The organism is Sorangiineae bacterium MSr12523 (assembly GCA_037157775.1).
GTDB classification, from domain to species: Bacteria; Myxococcota_A; Polyangia; order Polyangiales; family Polyangiaceae; genus Pendulispora; species Pendulispora brunnea.
The window spans coordinates 10,674,446-10,689,772 of sequence record CP089982.1; the positions used below are offsets into that span (position 1 = coordinate 10,674,446).

A 15,327-nucleotide genomic window follows, 5' to 3' on the forward strand; every position below is an offset into this window, starting at 1 on the left:
AATCCTCCGGGAGATAGCGCGGCGCCAGGCGACCGTGCTTGCTGCGACGCGGCGCCATCAGCGTCGTCGAACCACTGCGTCAGTGCGAGACCTTCAGGAGCCTTTCGCTCCCGGCTTGCCTCTTGATACGCAATCGACGATCGCTCGCCTTTCGTCATCGCCCTCGTGCAAGGCCCAAACTCTGGACCCTACGAGATTAACCTTAACCCTCGCTTTGGCGATGACCAACCCTTCTTTGTGCTTTTGTAGGAGAATGTGAATCGCCTCTGTTTTGTTTCAAGGATGTGACGAGAGGTCAGGGGCCACCGCGAGCCAGCGAATCATGGCACTTCCTGCATGTTGCGCGTAATCGATGCGGAGTTGGAAATCGACGGGGCTTCCGGGAATCGCGCCATGAACCGCGGCCGGATCGGCAAAGAGGTGCGTTGGACCGGGGCGAAATTGATGGCGAAGCAAGAACGCCAACGCGCGCCGCGTCTGGAGATCGATCGCGCGCCGTTCGGCTTCCGGTAACCCCAACCGCGTCGCCGCGTCGAGCGTCGCCACGGCGGCTTCGCAACGCGATGCAACGGGGGTCAAGCGCGGCGTGATCATCGGATCAATGCCCAAGGATCCGTCCGTATCCTGTGGCGAATCGCCATCCTGGTGCTGCATGCGCCGGCCGAAGCGCTGCCAGCGAACGCAGAAATCGAGCGCGGGATCGTCTGGACTCTCGACGAGATCCGCCATCGTCTGACACGTCCAGTGCTCCTCGCCGAAGTAATAGCGATTGCCAAAGAACCGCCACGCCGGCCCCACGATGAACGCGAGCGCTCGCCGCGCCGCATCGCGATCTTCGGTGCTCTTGCTCAAATGGTACGAGCGCGCCAGGGCGAGTGACGCTTCCCCGGTGAAGTAGACGAACTGCACGTCGATGGGACGGCGCGCGCCGCGGTCGTATTGGTGCATGAATTCCCCGTCGGCACGCTGTTGGCTTCGGAGAAAACGCGCCAGATCGGCGATGAGGGGGCGGTAAGATTCATCGATGCCCGTGCGCACGATTTCGACGAAGGCAATGATCGCGAGGGAGCTCGAGCCCACTTCGACGATGTCGTCCTGGCCAATGCATTTGTAGTCGCCGCACGCGACCAAGCCTTTGTCGCGCAACCGCGCCGCTGCCCGCAACGTGGCATACCGCAAATCGGCATCTCCCGAGAGCGCGGCCGCCTGGGCGAGAAAATACGTGGCCCCGGCGTGGCGCGGCCAATCGTATCCTGCCAGGGTGCGATTTTCCGTGGCGTCGACCATGTAGCGAAAGCGACCTCCGTCATCGAGGCTGCGCGCCAGATAATGCGCAATGTCGAGCGTGGCCTCGCGCACCATGGCGTGGGTCATGTTGTCCGCCGTGATGCGCTCCGGGCGCGGTGCGGAAGGAACCGTGCGCTCCACGCGAATGCGCCGCATCACCGCCGAATCCGCGATGTCGCGCGCGCTCGCGTGCAGACGCTCCGAGAGCATCGCCAGGATGAGCGGTATATCTGCCCCCGCCGCGAGACCAATGGCCTCGTGGTTGATTCCATGGTCGTAGGCCTGGCGCGCGAGAAGGTCGTCCGGCGTCACGTACGCCGTCTTTCCATTCAAGCGCGCCATGACGCCGTCGCGCCCCGGAACCAGGGAAATGGCAAACAGCCAATGCGGCTTCGTCGCCATGCGCGATTCGCCGGTCACGGTCTCGTAGACGAGCTGGGGCGAGGCCGCCTCGGCCATCGCGCGGTCGACCTCGGCCGTGCGCGCACCCATCGAGGCCACCTCCGCACGCGCCACGAGCTTGCCCGCGCTCCACACGCTGGCGAGCACCACGGGTCGCTCGGGCGAGCCCAGCGAGTACGTGCGCGCAATGACCACGCAGAGAGCGAGCAACGCCCCCGCGTAGATCGCGAGCAGGCGCACCAAGCGCGCCGTCATGGGCGCGTGCCAGCCCGCGAAAACCAGAGGAACTGCGCCACCGGCAACGCGATCAGGTAGGGAATGGCGAGCGCGATGATGAGCCCGAAAATGAGTGCGCCGCCCTGCCCGACGGGGCCGTAAATGCCGTACAGGTAGCTCGCGCCGATGGCGAGCAGCGCGATGAGCAGAAGCCCGAGCCCCAGGGCCACGACGGCGGTCGCGCGCGCGACCTTTTCGGCCCACGCCGTGCTCGCAAAGAGGCCGACGGCCGTCAGGCCGAAGAGAAGCATGAGAAGGCCGGCCGGAAGATCGACATAGAGCCACCGATCGGGCAACCCGACGAAGACGCCGAGGCCGAGAAGCACCGCACTGACGAGATCGAGCGCGGCGAAGAGTCGACGAATGCGCAGGCTCACGGTCGGCGTCCTTTCAGAATTGTCCATAGACGAAGGGCTCCGCTTTGCTTCCAGCAGCGATGTGCAATCCGTATGCGGCCACGGCGAGCATGATCCCTTGGAGCCAAGCCGGTGTCAGGACGAATCGATCGCGCAAGGTCTCCGAGATGCGCCGGGGCACGTAGTGCAGCACCATGGCCGCGAGCAACACGACCAGGACCTTCGGCGCCAGATTCTCCGTCCCAAAGGCGCCTTGCGCGATGCGCGCGATCATCAGCTTGGCATGGGCGAACGTGGGCGCGCGGAAGAAGATCCATGCAAAGCACACGTATTGGAAGGTGAGAAACACCGCGAGCGGCCGCGGGAAAAACACCGAAGGCCGTCCTTCCCTCGCCCGCTGCCACATGCGCGTCGCCGCGAGCGCAACGCCGTGCAATCCGCCCCAGATGACGAAATTCCACGATGCGCCGTGCCATAGGCCGCCGAGGAGCATCGTGATCATCAAATTGCGATAGGTGCGAACGGACCCACCTTTGGAGCCGCCGAGCGGAATGTAGAGGTAATCGCGAAGCCAGGTGCTGAGGGAGATGTGCCAGCGATGCCAGAAGTCCTGCAGGCTTTTGGCCGCATACGGCGCATTGAAGTTCTCGGGCAGCTCGTAACCAAAAAGGGCCGCGCTGCCGATGGCCACGTCGCTATAGCCGGAGAAGTCGGCATAGATTTGCACCGCATAGGCATAAATGGCAACGAGCACCTCGATGGAGGAGTAGCGCTCGGGATTGTCGAACACGCGCCCCACGAGGTTGACCGCGAGCATGTCGCCAATGGCAATCTTCTTGGCGAGGCCGATGGCAATGCGGTACAGGCCGCGCGCTTGCTGCGCGGCATCGACCACCGGCGTGCGTTCGAGCTGCGGCAGCATTTGATGCGGGCGCACGATGGGCCCGGCGACCAAATGCGGGAAGAAGCAAACGAAGAGCAGATAATCGAGGTACCGCTTCGCGGGCTCGATTTCCCGGCGGTACACGTCGATGGTGTAGCTCATCGTCTCGAAGGTGAAAAACGAGATGCCGAATGGGAGGACCAGCCTCAAATGCAGCGGCTGGAGATGGATTCCCATCGCGCCGAAAAGCGCGACGAAGGAGTCGACGGCAAAGTTGAAATATTTGAAGAGGGCGAGAACGCCGATGTAATAAAAGATGGATAGGAGCAGCAGCGCCTTGCGCGCGCGCGGGTTCTCCGTCCTTCCGAGCGCGCGGCCGATGGCATAGTCGAGGGTGCTGCCCACGAAGATGATGCCCAGACAGAGCACGCTCCAGGCGATGGGCCCGAGCGGCGTCTCCTGCTCCAAGGCCGTGTCGTACGTGCCAAAGAAGTAGAACGCGTAACTGGCCAGGACGAGAAAGACGGACCGCCACAGCCTTCGCGCGCGCAGCGCCCAAAAGACGAGAAAAGTCCCAACGAGAAAGAATCCGTACAGCGCGCTGTTGAAGAGCATCCGAAAAAACCCGAAAAACGCGCCGGACGGTAGCAAGATGGCTCGCTTTTCGCTATCTCGCGGGGGTGTCGCACGCAAAAGAGCCGTCTGTGCCTTTTCCGGGAAAAACAGCACTCGCACTGGGCGTGATGGCGCTTCTGCTCGCCATCCCCTACCTGTCGCCCAAGCTGCGCCCCCTGCGGGTTGCCGCGGCGCCGTGGGATCCGCCGGCGGAAACGGAGACCGCCGCGGGCGCGCCGGAAAAGAACGCGACCGCACCGGTGGCGAGCGCGGTGGGCGAGACCACCCTGCGGGCCACCGAGAACCAGGGAACCGTGACCAACGCGCTTCCGGCCGAGAAGGCCAAGGAGCCGCCGCCCGATCCTGCCGCGCTCGCGAAGATGGCCGGATCCATCGCGGTGGAAGACCCGACGGGGCACGCGCTGGACGCGTTCTACGGGCAGCTCTCGCGCACGGATCAGGAAAAGGGCAAGGCCGACGGGGCCATCACGCGCATCCTGCATTACGGCGACTCGGTCATCACGAGCGATCTCATCTCGGGCACGCTGCGCCGGCGCTTTCAGGATCGATTCGGCGATTCGGGCCACGGCTTCGTACTCACGGCCAATCCGTGGGAGTGGTACTTCCACAACGACGTCGTGCACTCGGCATCCGAGGGCTGGAACATCAGCCGCATCACCGGGCCCTTCTCGGGTGATCATATTTATGGACTCGGCGGCGTTTCGTTCCATACGAACGGCGGCGCGAGCGCCACGTTCGGAACGCCCGCCAAAGGCGATTACGGGCGCAAGGTATCGCGCTTCGATGTGTATTACCTCGAGCAGCCGTATGGCGGCGATATCGAATTATCGGTCGCGGGCCAGGAGCCCGAAATCGTGTCCACGCGCGGCCCGGAAAAGGTCTCGCGCGTCTACACGAAGCACGTGCCCGACGGCGCCGCGACCCTCACCTTGCGCACCCGCGGAAATGGCGATGCCCGCGTATTCGGCGTGGCCCTCGAGCGGGACGAGGCCGGCGTGGTCTACGACGCCCTCGGCGCAAACGGCGCGCGCGCACGCCTTTGGGATCAAATGGACGGCGGCCATTGGGCCGATCAAATGGCTTTGCGCAAGCCGGCGCTGGTGGTTCTGCAATACGGCACCAACGAAAGCGAAGACGGCGGCATTCAAGTCGATGCCTACGTGCAAAAGCTCGGCGCACTCATCGAAAAGGTGAAAACGGGCGCCCCCGGCGCCTCCGTCATGGTCGCCTCGCCATTGGACCGCGCCGAGAAAACCGAGGGCGGTGGCTTCCGTACGCGCAAAATCATCGTGCAGCTCGTGGAGCTTCAACGAAAGACCGCACTGGAACACCAGGTCGCGTTCTTCAACACGTACGAGGCCATGGGTGGCTCTGGGTCGATGGCGCGCTGGGTCCACGCCAATCCGCAACTCGGCAGCTGGGACCTAACCCACCCAACCCCGGCCGGCGGCGAAATGGTGGGTAACCTCATGTTCAAAGCATTGATGGCCGGCTACACCGCGTACGGCGCCCGCGAGAAGAATCGGAATTAGAAGGAACCGGCTCCATGGACCGCTGAAGACCCGCGGAAGAAGGACATCGCCAGGACGCCAAAAGAGAGTCGCCAGGATCGCCAGGGGAATACCCCAAATACCCAATCAGATTTGGGTTTGTTGGGAGAAATCGCGTTTCCGTTGGCGCACCTGGCGACCCTGGCGGCCTGGCGGTTTCCTCTTCAGTTCTATTTCACCAAAGTGGGCTAACGCTTTGACACGAGGTTCGAGTCGGAGCGGGAGGCGTCGTAGGCTCGCAAAAGATCGCTGGCCATGGCTTGACCCAGTTGGGTGTAGCCCTCGCGTGTCAGGTGGACGTAGTCGCGGCGGGCGCGGGGTTGGGGCTCGTCGACCCAGGCGGCGATGCTGCCCGGGCCGCCCATGGCGTCCAGTTGGCTGTAGAAGGCGCAGCCCGCGGCTTTGGCCACGTTGCGCTGTGACTCGATGATCTCGAGGAGGCGCGGGACCGTTACCCAGCCTTGCGGGGTCTCCAGGCCGCGGTCGGGCGGGCCCAGAAGGAGGCACGAGGCCGTGGGGACGGCGCGGGAAATACGGCCGAGCACATCGAGGAGCTGCCGCTCGTAAACCGGCAATGGGATGTCGTCGCCCGCCTCGTTCGTGCCATAGGCGAGGATCACCAGGTCCGGGGCCTGGTGGCGCAGCTGCTCGGCCATGTGAGGCTCCTGCCATTGCAGCACCGTCGTCGCGCGCGCGCCGTTGATGCCGAGCGCGTCGAACACGAGGCCCACCTTGGAGCGGCCCAAATCGAGGCCGAAAAGGCGAACCGGACCGTCTCCGCGGGGGCGGGCCTCCACGTGGTGCGGGCCCTCCCCGACGTCGAAGGCCCGGAACCCGGACTTGGCCGTCTTTTGGCGCGTGGAAACCACGCCCTTTTTCACGTCGTCGATGAAGACCTCGAAGGAGCCGCCGCCGGGTTGCTCGAGGAACGAAAACTCGATGCGCGACGCCGACGCGCTGAGATCGCTCCAGGCGCGGCCGCGTTTGCGGTTCGATTCGATGGCGAACCCGGCCATGCCGTAACGGCCGTCACCCACGAATTGCCCGAAGGAGAACTTGCCGCGCTCGCCTTTGAAGTCGCGCGTCATGCCCCCGCGAACGCCGTCTTGCACGTACGTCGGCCAGGGCCGGCCAAACGCCACGAATCCGCGCCCGCCGTCGCCGAAGCGCGCCTGCAACGCACGCCGCGCGGCGGACGTCCCGATGTCCGCCGCGGTATGCGAATCGCCCAGCTGCATCACGAGCACGTCCTCGCGCGCGCTCCCATCCTCCAGGTGCGACAGCGACTCGAAGAAGTGCCGCAGCGCTTCCGGGTGTTCGACCACCGCCGGACGAATGGGCGGCACCTCCACCTGCGCCGACAGCATGGAACCGCGGGTTTTCGCCTCGTTCGGATCGTTCTGGTCCTGGCCGGCAGGGGCCACGTCCGCCGTCGAAGAGGACAGCCGCGGAGCCGGTGTACGCTGTCCTCGCGCCGCCGTGAGGGCAGACGCGCGATCGGCCGCATACGGACCTTGATTGCCGCATGCGAAGATCAGCAAGGCCACGGCGACCGAAAACGAGGACCAACGACGCACGACGATACCTAGAGAGCCTGGCATGCTCTGGGCCAAAGCGCGAGTTTTTCGATAGGCTCCCGCTGGGTGATGCCGGTGTTCGGTCGCAGGATGGCGTTTGCCGCGCTCTATCTCGCAGGGCAGCTCGCGCTGATCCTCACCGCGGGAGACCGATCGGACAACGCGTTTGGCTTCCGGATGTTCCACGAGTCATCGACCCTGAATGTGAGGCTCGTACGCTACATCGAAGCCCCTTCGGGGCACGGAACCGTCGCCGTCCCCGTCGAGGGCACCACCTGGCTGGCCCACGATGCCGCGGGCGTGCTGCACCGCTTCGACTGGCGCGATCGCGTGCGGGAGTCGGCGCTCTCGTACTTCGGTGCGACGTTCCACGCTTCGTACGGGGCCAATGCCCAGCTCGCTCGATTTCAGGCGGCACTCGACGATGTAGCCTCGCACACTCCGTACGATGCCGAGACGCGCCAACTCGGCCTGGAGATCGACGTGCGCAAAAACGGGCGCGACCCGGTGCACGTTTCGCTGACGAGCCGCCCGCGCATGGCGGAGGGGCCATGAGCCTTTTCCGGCGCTTGCGAGCTGCGATGAACGAGACGGCCGACGCGCATGTGCTCGGGGTCATCCGCATCGCCATCGGCGGCATGCTGCTGGTGCAGACGCTCGCCGCGGCGAATGGGCTGCTCGAGCAGGGCTACTTCGGCGACGTTTTTCACATGCCCTTCATCCCCGAGGCGTGGGTGCCTTCGCGCTCCATCTACGTGGCGATGCTTGCGGCGCGCGTGCTGCTCGCGGTGCTCGTGGTCATCGGGCATTGGGCCCCGCAGGCCGCACTCGCGAGCGCGCTGCTGGGCCTCTACACGCTACTGTGCGATCGCCTCGGCTATCATCACAACCGCTACGCGCTTTTCTGCTTCGCGTTCCTGCTCGCCTTCACCCCGTGCGATCGCACCTTGTGCATTCCGCGCAGTGCGGAGCCGCGCATCGGTCCGCGCTGGGCGGTGCGCCTCGCGCAAATTCAGGTGGCGCTCATCTATTTGGCATCGGCGGGTTCGAAGCTGCTCGATGACGATTGGCGCGACGGCCGCGTCATCCTGGATCGCTTCGCGCGCTACGGAAGTGAGGCGGTGGCGCGAGGAATTCCGCCCCGCGTGGTGGAGGCATTTTCGCAGCCCATCGTCACCAGTGCGCTGGCGAAGCTGGCCATCTCGACGGAGCTGTTTCTCGCGGTGGCGCTCTTCAGCCGGCGGCTGCGCGTCTTCGCGTTGTGGTGGGGGCTCATGTTTCACCTCACCATCGAGATCACCAGCAAGGTGGAGCTCTTCACCTGGCTCACGCTGACGTCGTACGCGTTTTTCGTCACGCCCGATACGCACGCGCGCAAATTCTTTTTCGACCCGTCGCGACCGCGCGGACAATGGATTGCGCGCATCGTGGCCGGCTTGGATTGGTTCGCGCGGTTCGAGATCCGTCCGTGGACGCCGGATCACCTGCGAAAAGGCCATACCATCGTGATCATGCGCCGCGATGGCTCGCGCGCCACGGGGTTGCGCGCGCTGACGATGATTGCGCGCTGCACGCCGCTTCTCTTTCCTTTGTGGGCGCCGCTGGCGCTACTTGCGAGCTTCACCCGTGGCGGGGAGGCCAACGCTCGTCTTTAGAAGGGCCTCGCGCCGATCGAGCTCGTTCGAGAGGATCGCAATCGCGTCGTCGGCCTGCACGCTGATGGGGCCAATGCCGATGGGTGTGGCGCCGATTTCGGAAAGGCGCGCGCGGGTTGCCTCGTCGAACCCGAGGTGATCGCCCAAAAAGAAGACGGGCCGCTCCCGATCGAGCTCGACCCCACGCACGTCGGCGGCGCCTTCCTCGAGCACGTAGTACGTCGACGGCCCGAGATCGGCGAGCACCACGTCCAGCCCTCCATCGGCGATGCACGCGCCCCGCCGCAGCGGCACGAAACCTTCGCCACCCGACGGCACCGAGAGCATCTTCTGCGCGAGCACAGCGAGGGTTCGCTCATCGGGGCGCAAAAACCGCACGATCGCGCCCTCAATCCGCAACGTGCGCGGCGCCTCGGGCAACCCGAGCAGCACCAGGTACAGCACCGTATCGCTGCGCAACCCATGCGATACGAGCAGCGCCGCCCGCAGACACCGGAGCAGCACATCGAGCCGCCCGCTCGACCCGGCAATGTCGATCAGCGAAAACTCCGCCGACGCCCTCGCCTTCTGCCCAACGACGACGATACGCCGCATCAGAAGGAAACCGCCAAGACGCCCAGGACGCCAAAATGGGTTGACCTGCGGAAGCGCCGAGAAACGCCCTGGTTCACGAACCCTAGACCTTGGCGCTCTTGGCGTCTTGGCGTTTTTTCTCGCTCGCCCGAAGAATGTCGTCCACGTCCCAATCCGGTTCGTCGCTCACGTCCTCGGACTCCCGCGATCGAGCATCGAAGCGATGCGCTTCGTGCGATCGATCACCGAAACGACGCGCGTATCCTCGTCGGAGGGCGTTTTGACGGTCTTGGAAGGGCGTGCAGCCATCGCCTCAACGATAGCAAAGTCTACGAGGGCGAAAAAGGGCGCGCGCGGGAGAAGACGCGAAAGAGCCAGATCATCGAGGGGATGACCAACAGCAGGCCGAACGGCATGGTGTAGAGCACGAAGTCCAAGGTGGCCGGTGGCGCGGCGGCTTCGTGCAGGGTGAGGCTCGGGAAGATCAGATACGGGTATTGCGACAGGCCCCAACCCGCGAGGAGAAAGGTCACTTGGGCGGCGGCGGCGATGCGTGCCAGGAGGAAACGGCGGAACAGGAGGGCGCCGCCCGAGGTGAGCGCGGCCAGCACGCCGGCGCTGACCACGAATGCGCCGGGCGACGAGGTGAGACCGCCCCAGAGATGCGGCGCCGCAACGTACGTCAATGGCAGGACCACGCCCGACAAGGCGACCACGAAGGTGCCCGCGTACAGCGCCTTGCGGCGAAAGAGCTCGCGCAGCTCACCCTCCGTTTCCAGCGTGAGGTACACCGCCGCGAGGTACGCGCAGATGGACAAGGCCAGCGCGCCCATCGCCAGCGGCAGCGGTGCGAGGACGCGCAACCCCGAGGACACCGCCCCGAGCGACATGCCGAGCAGCACCGGTGTGATGACGCTGGCCCCGCCGAAGACGACACCCCACGCCCGCGCATGCACTCGCTCCCCGAGATAGCCGCCGTGTGCACGAAAGACGAAGGCGCCGCCGCGCAACGTGATGCCCACGAGGACCAAGTGGAACGGGCCGAAAAGCCCCACGCTCAACTCGGCATAGGCGCGCGGAAAGGCGGTGAAAAGAATCACGATGACGAAGATGAGCCACACGTGGTTCGCTTCCCAAACGGGACCCATCGTGTGCGCGATGGCATCGCGCTGTTCGGACTTGCGCGGGCCGCGCGCCAGAATGTCCCAAACGCCGCCGCCGAAGTCGGCCCCGGCGAGCACGCCGTAGGCGATGACACCCGCTAGCGCCATCCCGCCCAAGAGGATCTCATGCCCCATGGGCCGCCTCCGCCGTCGCCGTTGTCTCGGCTGTCTCCGCGGTACGACGCGCCATGCGCCGCAGGAAGAACACCAACGTCGCACCGAGCGCCGCGTACAGAAGCACGAACAGCGCGAACGTCAGCTCCACCCCGGCGGCCGGCGTCACCGCATCGCGCGTGCGCATCACCTTGAAAATGACCCAGGGTTGCCGCCCCACCTCGCTGACCATCCACCCCGCCTCGATGGCGAGAAATCCCAGCGGGCTCGCCCACACGAGCGTGGACAAGAGCCACTTCGGCGCCGTCCAACCCTCTTCCCGGCGCGCCCTCCATCGCATCAGCCAATAGCCGAGGCTCACCGCGATGAGGCCCATGCCGCTCGCCACCATCACGTCGAACGCGATGTGCACCAGCGCCGTCGGCGGCCGCTCGTCGCGCGGAATGCGATCGAGCCCCGTGACCTCCGTATTGGGATCGTGCCCGATCAGCAGACTCAGCGCGTAGGGAATCTCGATTCCATAGTGCACCGTTTCCGTCGCATCGTCCGCGAAGCCGCCCAGCATGAAGGGCGCGCCGCGGCGCGTCTCGTAGTGCGCCTCCATCGCTGCGAGCTTCGCCGGCTGGTGCTCGGCCGCGACACGGGCCGCAATGTCACCGCTGGGGAGCTGAAGCACCGCGGCCACCGCGCCGACGATCATCGCAAGCCGCAGCGCCGAGCGGTGCTCGTCGTCGGCCTTGCCGCGAAGGATGCCCTTTGCGTAGACGCCCGCAATCGCGAAGGCGACGGCCACGTATGCCGCCAAGGTCATGTGCAGCGACATGGGCAGCCACGAAGGGCTCTGAAACGGTCCCCACGGATCGATGTTCACGGCGCGCCCGTCGACCAAGTCGAATCCGCGCGGCGCCTGCATCCATGCGTTGGCAGCCAGCACGAGCACGCCCGATGCGGTGCCGCTCAAGGTCACCGCGAGCCCGCAGAACCAATGCGCGCGCGGCGAAATGCGGTCCCACCCGTAGAGGTAGAGTCCGATGAAGATCGCCTCCACGAAGAACGCGTAACCCTCGAGCGCGAAGGCCGAGCCGATGATGCCGCCGGAGAACTCCATGAAGCGCGGCCAGAGCAAGCCCAGCTCGAACGAGAGCGCGGTTCCCGAAACGGCGCCGATGGCAAAGAGAAGCGAGGTCGCCTTCGACCATCGTTTTGCAAGCGCCAGGTAGTGAGGCCGGCCGGTGCGGAGATAGAGAGCTTCGGCCACGCACATGAAGCCCGGAAGCGCAATGCCCAGCGCTGCGAAAATCATATGGAAGCCGAGCGATACCTCCATCTGCGCCCGCGCGGCGGTGAGCGCATCCATCGCGGGGGAGTGTGCGGCCTGTTTCTTCCGGAGACCAGCCCCTAAACACATGCCTGCGACAACCCGCCGCGCCACCTTCGCACGACGGGCAAACCACCAATCCGGGGGGATGGGGAATGAGAACGAGGGTTGGTCAGTCCACGGACCAGGAGGATTGCTTGGGAAACCCTAGCTACCAGGCGTTCGCTGCTGTAACACTGGGCAACGTGAACGCGGAAAGCTCTGCGCCTCTGGTCCTGATCGTCGACGATTACGAGGACAGCCGTTACATCTACGTGCACGCGCTAACGGCCGCCGGCTACCGTGTCGAGGAAGCCGAAGACGGGCAGCAAGGGCTGGACAAGGCGTTTCACGAAACGCCCGATGTGGTGGTGATGGACTTGTCTCTACCGGTCCTCGACGGCTGGGAAGCCATCCGGCGCCTGCGCAAGGACGAACGGACGCGCCACATTCCCATCGTTGCGCTGACCGGTCATGCCGATGTCGAAGGCGACGACAATCCGGGATTCGATGCGCTGCTGGTCAAACCGTGCTCGCCGGACGCGCTGACCGAGCAGGTCAAAACGCTACTCGCCGGTACGAAAGGTCCGGAAGCGCCGTAGCTTCCTCCGTACCATCGCCGACGGTCCCCTTCGGCACCGGCATGGAGTACTTCGGGACGTATTCGGACGGGGCCACACCGGCCTGGGCCAAGTCGTAGCGATCCGGAGCCGATGGCGCGAGAGGCGCCCAGAGATCCCCGAGCTTGCGCACGCGCGCAGGCACGTTCTCGAGACGGAAGGCCTCCATGGAGATGCCCTCGGCGACCTCCGCCCACGTGACCGGCGTCGACACCGTCGCGCGTGGCATCGGGCGCACCGAATACACCGACGCGATGGTGCGGCCCCACACGTTCTGATTGTAGTCGATGAGCACGCGCCCTGGCGGCCGCTTGGCAATGCGGGATTCGGCGGTGATGATCTTCGGGTGGCGCTCGGCCAAATCGCGTGCGAGATCGCGCGCGAAGGACCACACGTCTTGCTGCGTGGGCCCGCGCACGATGGGCACGAACACGTGAAGCCCGCGCGAGCCGCTCGTCTTCACGTAATTGGGCATTCCCAGTGCGGAGAGTGCCTCGTGCACCACGAGTGCAACCTCGCACGTGCGCTCGAACGTGGCCTCGCCCGGGTCCAAATCGAAATGCAGATAATCGGGGCGCTCGATATCGTCGCTGCGCGCGTACCACGGATTCAAATCGATGCATCCGAGGTTGATCATCCACGCCAAGGTGGCCACATCGCCCACGATGGGAAATTCGATGACGCCCGCGCCCGTATGTTCGATGGGACAGGTGCGGATCCACTTCGGGCGCGGCGCCGGCGCTCTCTTCATGAAGAAGAATTTCCCACTCATCCCATTGGGATAGCGCTTCATCACCATGGCGCGCTGGTCGGTGTGCGGCAGCAAAACCGGCGCAACATCGAGATAATATTGGAGCAATGCCCCTTTGGTGATGCGCCCCAGCGGGAAGAAGATCTTCTGCAGATTCGTGAGCCTCACGCGATGCCCGGACAACTCCAGCATCGCTTCGCTGCGATCGATGGGGATGCGCGGAATCGGTTCGTCCGGAATCAGGGCCGGCTGCGTACTCGACGCGGGCGGCTCTTCGTGCAGCGAGGTTTCCGCGGCGTACACGATGCCGCTAGCTTGCCCTGTATTTTCCATGGTGGCATATCGTCCAAAGGGATTCGGCGACTCTTCGCCCGAGTGCGCGGTCCCCCACCGCTCTTCCGCTGTGACCCGAGTCTGTGGCTTCAAGGTACGTTTCCCATGGAGGCCGTACAGTACTGCCCTGTAGACCTTCCTCTTACTTTTGAATGCATCCCTCTTGCCAGCCGGGAGCCTTTCATCTTTCTGACGAAGTGAGGTATGGCGTCCGCAAGTAGGTCACGAAACGGGTCAGCCACGTGGAATCGTGCCCGCATGGCTGCCACATATGTGCAAAAACGTCCCGCTCGTCCGGAGCGTAGCGTTATCATTTGCACACGGTTCCGATGTGGATCCGTCCGCAATCAGGCCACACTTTTGCGGCCGATGAGCACGGACACGACGGCCAACGCGAGGAATGCGAAAAAGAGAATCTTCGCAATCCCCGCCGCCCCGGCAGCGATGCCGCTAAATCCTAGAATGGCGGCCACGAGCGCGACGACGAAAAAGACGGCAGCCCAGTACAGCATGGCTCCATGCCTTTCTCTATTGCTTGAGTAACGGTCGCCCCTCCCGATTCGTCAGCAACGCGGTGCAGCTTGCGTGCCTCAGCGCACCTTACGCACCACGACACTACCGATCGAGTAACCCGCACCGAAGGAACAGATCAGCCCAATGTCCCCTTCGGCCAAGCCGTTACGGTGCTTGTGGAAGGTGATGATGGAGCCGCATGAGCTGGTATTCGCGTAATCCTCGAGCACCGAGGGCGCTTCTTCCACGGTGGCATCGCGGCCGAGCACCTTGCGGGCGATCCATTGGTTCATGGTGGCATTGGCCTGGTGGAGCCACATGCGTCGCACGCGCTCGGGCGGAATGCTCAAGCTGTCCAGGTGACCGGCGATCAGGTCGGCAACGAGCGGCGAGACTTCTTTGAAGACTTTGCGGCCCTGCTGAACGAAAAGCTTGTCCGCGTCGTCACGCTGCTCGGGCGCGGCGCGGTTGAGGAAACCGAAGTTGTTGCGAATGGCATTCGAATAGCGCGTCGATAGCCGCGTGCCGAGGATCTCGTACGCCTCGCGCGAGCGGCCCTCGCTCTCGGAAAGGGATTCGACGATCACCGCGGTGCAGGCGTCGCCGAAGATGAAGTGGCTCTCGCGCTCGCGGAAGTTGAGATGGCCGGTGCAGATCTCCGGGCTCACCACCAGCACGCGACGCGCACTCCCGCCGGCCACCAGATCATGTGCGACGTTGATGCCGAATGTCGCCGAGGAGCACGCAACGTTCATGTCGAAGGCAAACCCGCCAAGTTTGGCGGAAAGAGCTGCCTGCACTTCGACGGCGATGGCGGGATATGCCCTTTGCATATTGGAACAAGCGACGATGACGGCGTCGATGTCTTCCGATTTCAAGCCTGCCTGTTCGAGCGCCTCGCCAGTGGCGGCAAGGGCCATTTCGCATTGCAGCGAATGGGCGTCGACCGGACGCTCGGCAATGCGTGGCGCCATGACGCGCGGGTCGAGAATGCCTTCGCGATCCATGACGTAGCGGCTGCGGATGCCCGACGCATTGACGATGAATTCCGCGCTGGAACGCTCGAGGGCTTTGACCTCACCGCGCGCGATGCGATCCTGGTTTTTCTCGTTCTCGGCGTCGACGTACGCGTTGAACGACGCCACGAGCTCCTCGTTGGAAATCGATTGGGGCGGGGTGTAAAGGCCAGTGCCGGTTATCGCGATGGATGACATTCTGATATCGTCTCTAAAGCAGGTGTAGGTGCCATAATCAACGGGCATATCGGCCGTGTTCGTTCTA

Annotated in this window: 14 protein-coding genes; 4 read left to right on the forward strand and 10 right to left on the reverse strand. The window is 64.6% G+C overall.

The window, feature by feature from the left end; all coding sequences use genetic code 11:
* Positions 1 to 276: 276 nt before the first annotated feature.
* The 3 genes from LZC95_42030 to LZC95_42040 are packed head-to-tail and all read right to left on the reverse strand — an operon-like array spanning position 277 to position 3,819.
* Positions 277 to 1,944: a hypothetical protein gene (locus LZC95_42030; protein ID WXA93019.1), complete on the reverse strand. Its 1,668-nt coding sequence runs from the start codon at positions 1,942 to 1,944 to the stop codon at positions 277 to 279.
* Positions 1,941 to 2,342: a hypothetical protein gene (locus tag LZC95_42035; GenBank protein ID WXA93020.1), complete on the reverse strand. Its 402-nt coding sequence runs from the start codon at positions 2,340 to 2,342 to the stop codon at positions 1,941 to 1,943. Before LZC95_42035 ends, LZC95_42030 begins: the two co-directional genes overlap by 4 nt.
* A gap of 13 nt (positions 2,343 to 2,355) precedes the next feature.
* Positions 2,356 to 3,819: an MBOAT family protein gene (locus LZC95_42040; GenBank protein WXA93021.1), complete on the reverse strand. Its 1,464-nt coding sequence runs from the start codon at positions 3,817 to 3,819 to the stop codon at positions 2,356 to 2,358.
* Between the two features lie 89 nt (positions 3,820 to 3,908).
* Between LZC95_42040 and LZC95_42045 the strand changes: the two genes are divergently transcribed.
* Positions 3,909 to 5,372 carry a GDSL-type esterase/lipase family protein gene (locus LZC95_42045; GenBank protein WXA93022.1) on the forward strand — a complete coding sequence of 488 codons (1,464 nt, stop codon included), beginning with the start codon at positions 3,909 to 3,911 and terminating at the stop codon, positions 5,370 to 5,372.
* 206 nt (positions 5,373 to 5,578) lie between these two features.
* On the opposite strand, the gene LZC95_42050 is transcribed toward LZC95_42045, so the two are convergent.
* Positions 5,579 to 6,967: a GDSL-type esterase/lipase family protein gene (locus LZC95_42050; protein WXA93023.1), complete on the reverse strand. Its 1,389-nt coding sequence runs from the start codon at positions 6,965 to 6,967 to the stop codon at positions 5,579 to 5,581.
* A 66-nt stretch (positions 6,968 to 7,033) separates the two neighbouring features.
* On the opposite strand from LZC95_42050, the gene LZC95_42055 reads away from it, so the two are divergent.
* On the forward strand, positions 7,034 to 7,522 hold the full coding sequence (locus LZC95_42055; protein ID WXA93024.1) for a hypothetical protein: 489 nt from the start codon (positions 7,034 to 7,036) through the stop codon (positions 7,520 to 7,522).
* The gene (locus tag LZC95_42060; protein WXA93025.1) at positions 7,519 to 8,622 is read left to right on the forward strand and encodes an HTTM domain-containing protein; all 1,104 of its coding nucleotides are present in this window, start codon (positions 7,519 to 7,521) and stop codon (positions 8,620 to 8,622) included. Before LZC95_42055 ends, LZC95_42060 begins: the two co-directional genes overlap by 4 nt.
* Here the strand turns inward: LZC95_42060 and LZC95_42065 are convergent.
* From LZC95_42065 to LZC95_42075, 3 genes are all read right to left on the reverse strand, one after another.
* Positions 8,575 to 9,216, reverse strand: coding sequence for a hypothetical protein (locus LZC95_42065; protein ID WXA93026.1), 642 nt, complete (start codon positions 9,214 to 9,216; stop codon positions 8,575 to 8,577). The two genes, LZC95_42060 and LZC95_42065, sit on opposite strands and share 48 nt — an antisense overlap.
* Before the next feature lie 308 nt (positions 9,217 to 9,524).
* On the reverse strand, positions 9,525 to 10,493 hold the full coding sequence (locus tag LZC95_42070; protein WXA93027.1) for a cytochrome d ubiquinol oxidase subunit II: 969 nt from the start codon (positions 10,491 to 10,493) through the stop codon (positions 9,525 to 9,527).
* Positions 10,483 to 11,829 carry a cytochrome ubiquinol oxidase subunit I gene (locus LZC95_42075; protein WXA93028.1) on the reverse strand — a complete coding sequence of 449 codons (1,347 nt, stop codon included), beginning with the start codon at positions 11,827 to 11,829 and terminating at the stop codon, positions 10,483 to 10,485. Before LZC95_42075 ends, LZC95_42070 begins: the two co-directional genes overlap by 11 nt.
* Before the next feature lie 206 nt (positions 11,830 to 12,035).
* Between LZC95_42075 and LZC95_42080 the strand changes: the two genes are divergently transcribed.
* Positions 12,036 to 12,431 (forward strand): response regulator, encoded by a 396-nt coding sequence (locus LZC95_42080; protein WXA93029.1) that lies wholly within the window; start codon positions 12,036 to 12,038, stop codon positions 12,429 to 12,431.
* Here the strand turns inward: LZC95_42080 and LZC95_42085 are convergent.
* The 3 genes from LZC95_42085 to LZC95_42095 all read right to left on the reverse strand — a co-directional run bounded on the left by LZC95_42085 (position 12,388) and on the right by LZC95_42095 (position 15,260).
* Positions 12,388 to 13,533 (reverse strand): ATP-dependent DNA ligase, encoded by a 1,146-nt coding sequence (locus tag LZC95_42085; GenBank protein WXA93030.1) that lies wholly within the window; start codon positions 13,531 to 13,533, stop codon positions 12,388 to 12,390. The genes LZC95_42080 and LZC95_42085 overlap by 44 nt on opposite strands.
* A gap of 347 nt (positions 13,534 to 13,880) precedes the next feature.
* Complete coding sequence (locus tag LZC95_42090; GenBank protein ID WXA93031.1) at positions 13,881 to 14,045, reverse strand: DUF1328 domain-containing protein; 165 nt, start codon at positions 14,043 to 14,045, stop codon at positions 13,881 to 13,883.
* A gap of 78 nt (positions 14,046 to 14,123) precedes the next feature.
* Positions 14,124 to 15,260 (reverse strand): beta-ketoacyl-ACP synthase III, encoded by a 1,137-nt coding sequence (locus LZC95_42095; protein WXA93032.1) that lies wholly within the window; start codon positions 15,258 to 15,260, stop codon positions 14,124 to 14,126.
* Positions 15,261 to 15,327 lie beyond the last annotated feature (67 nt).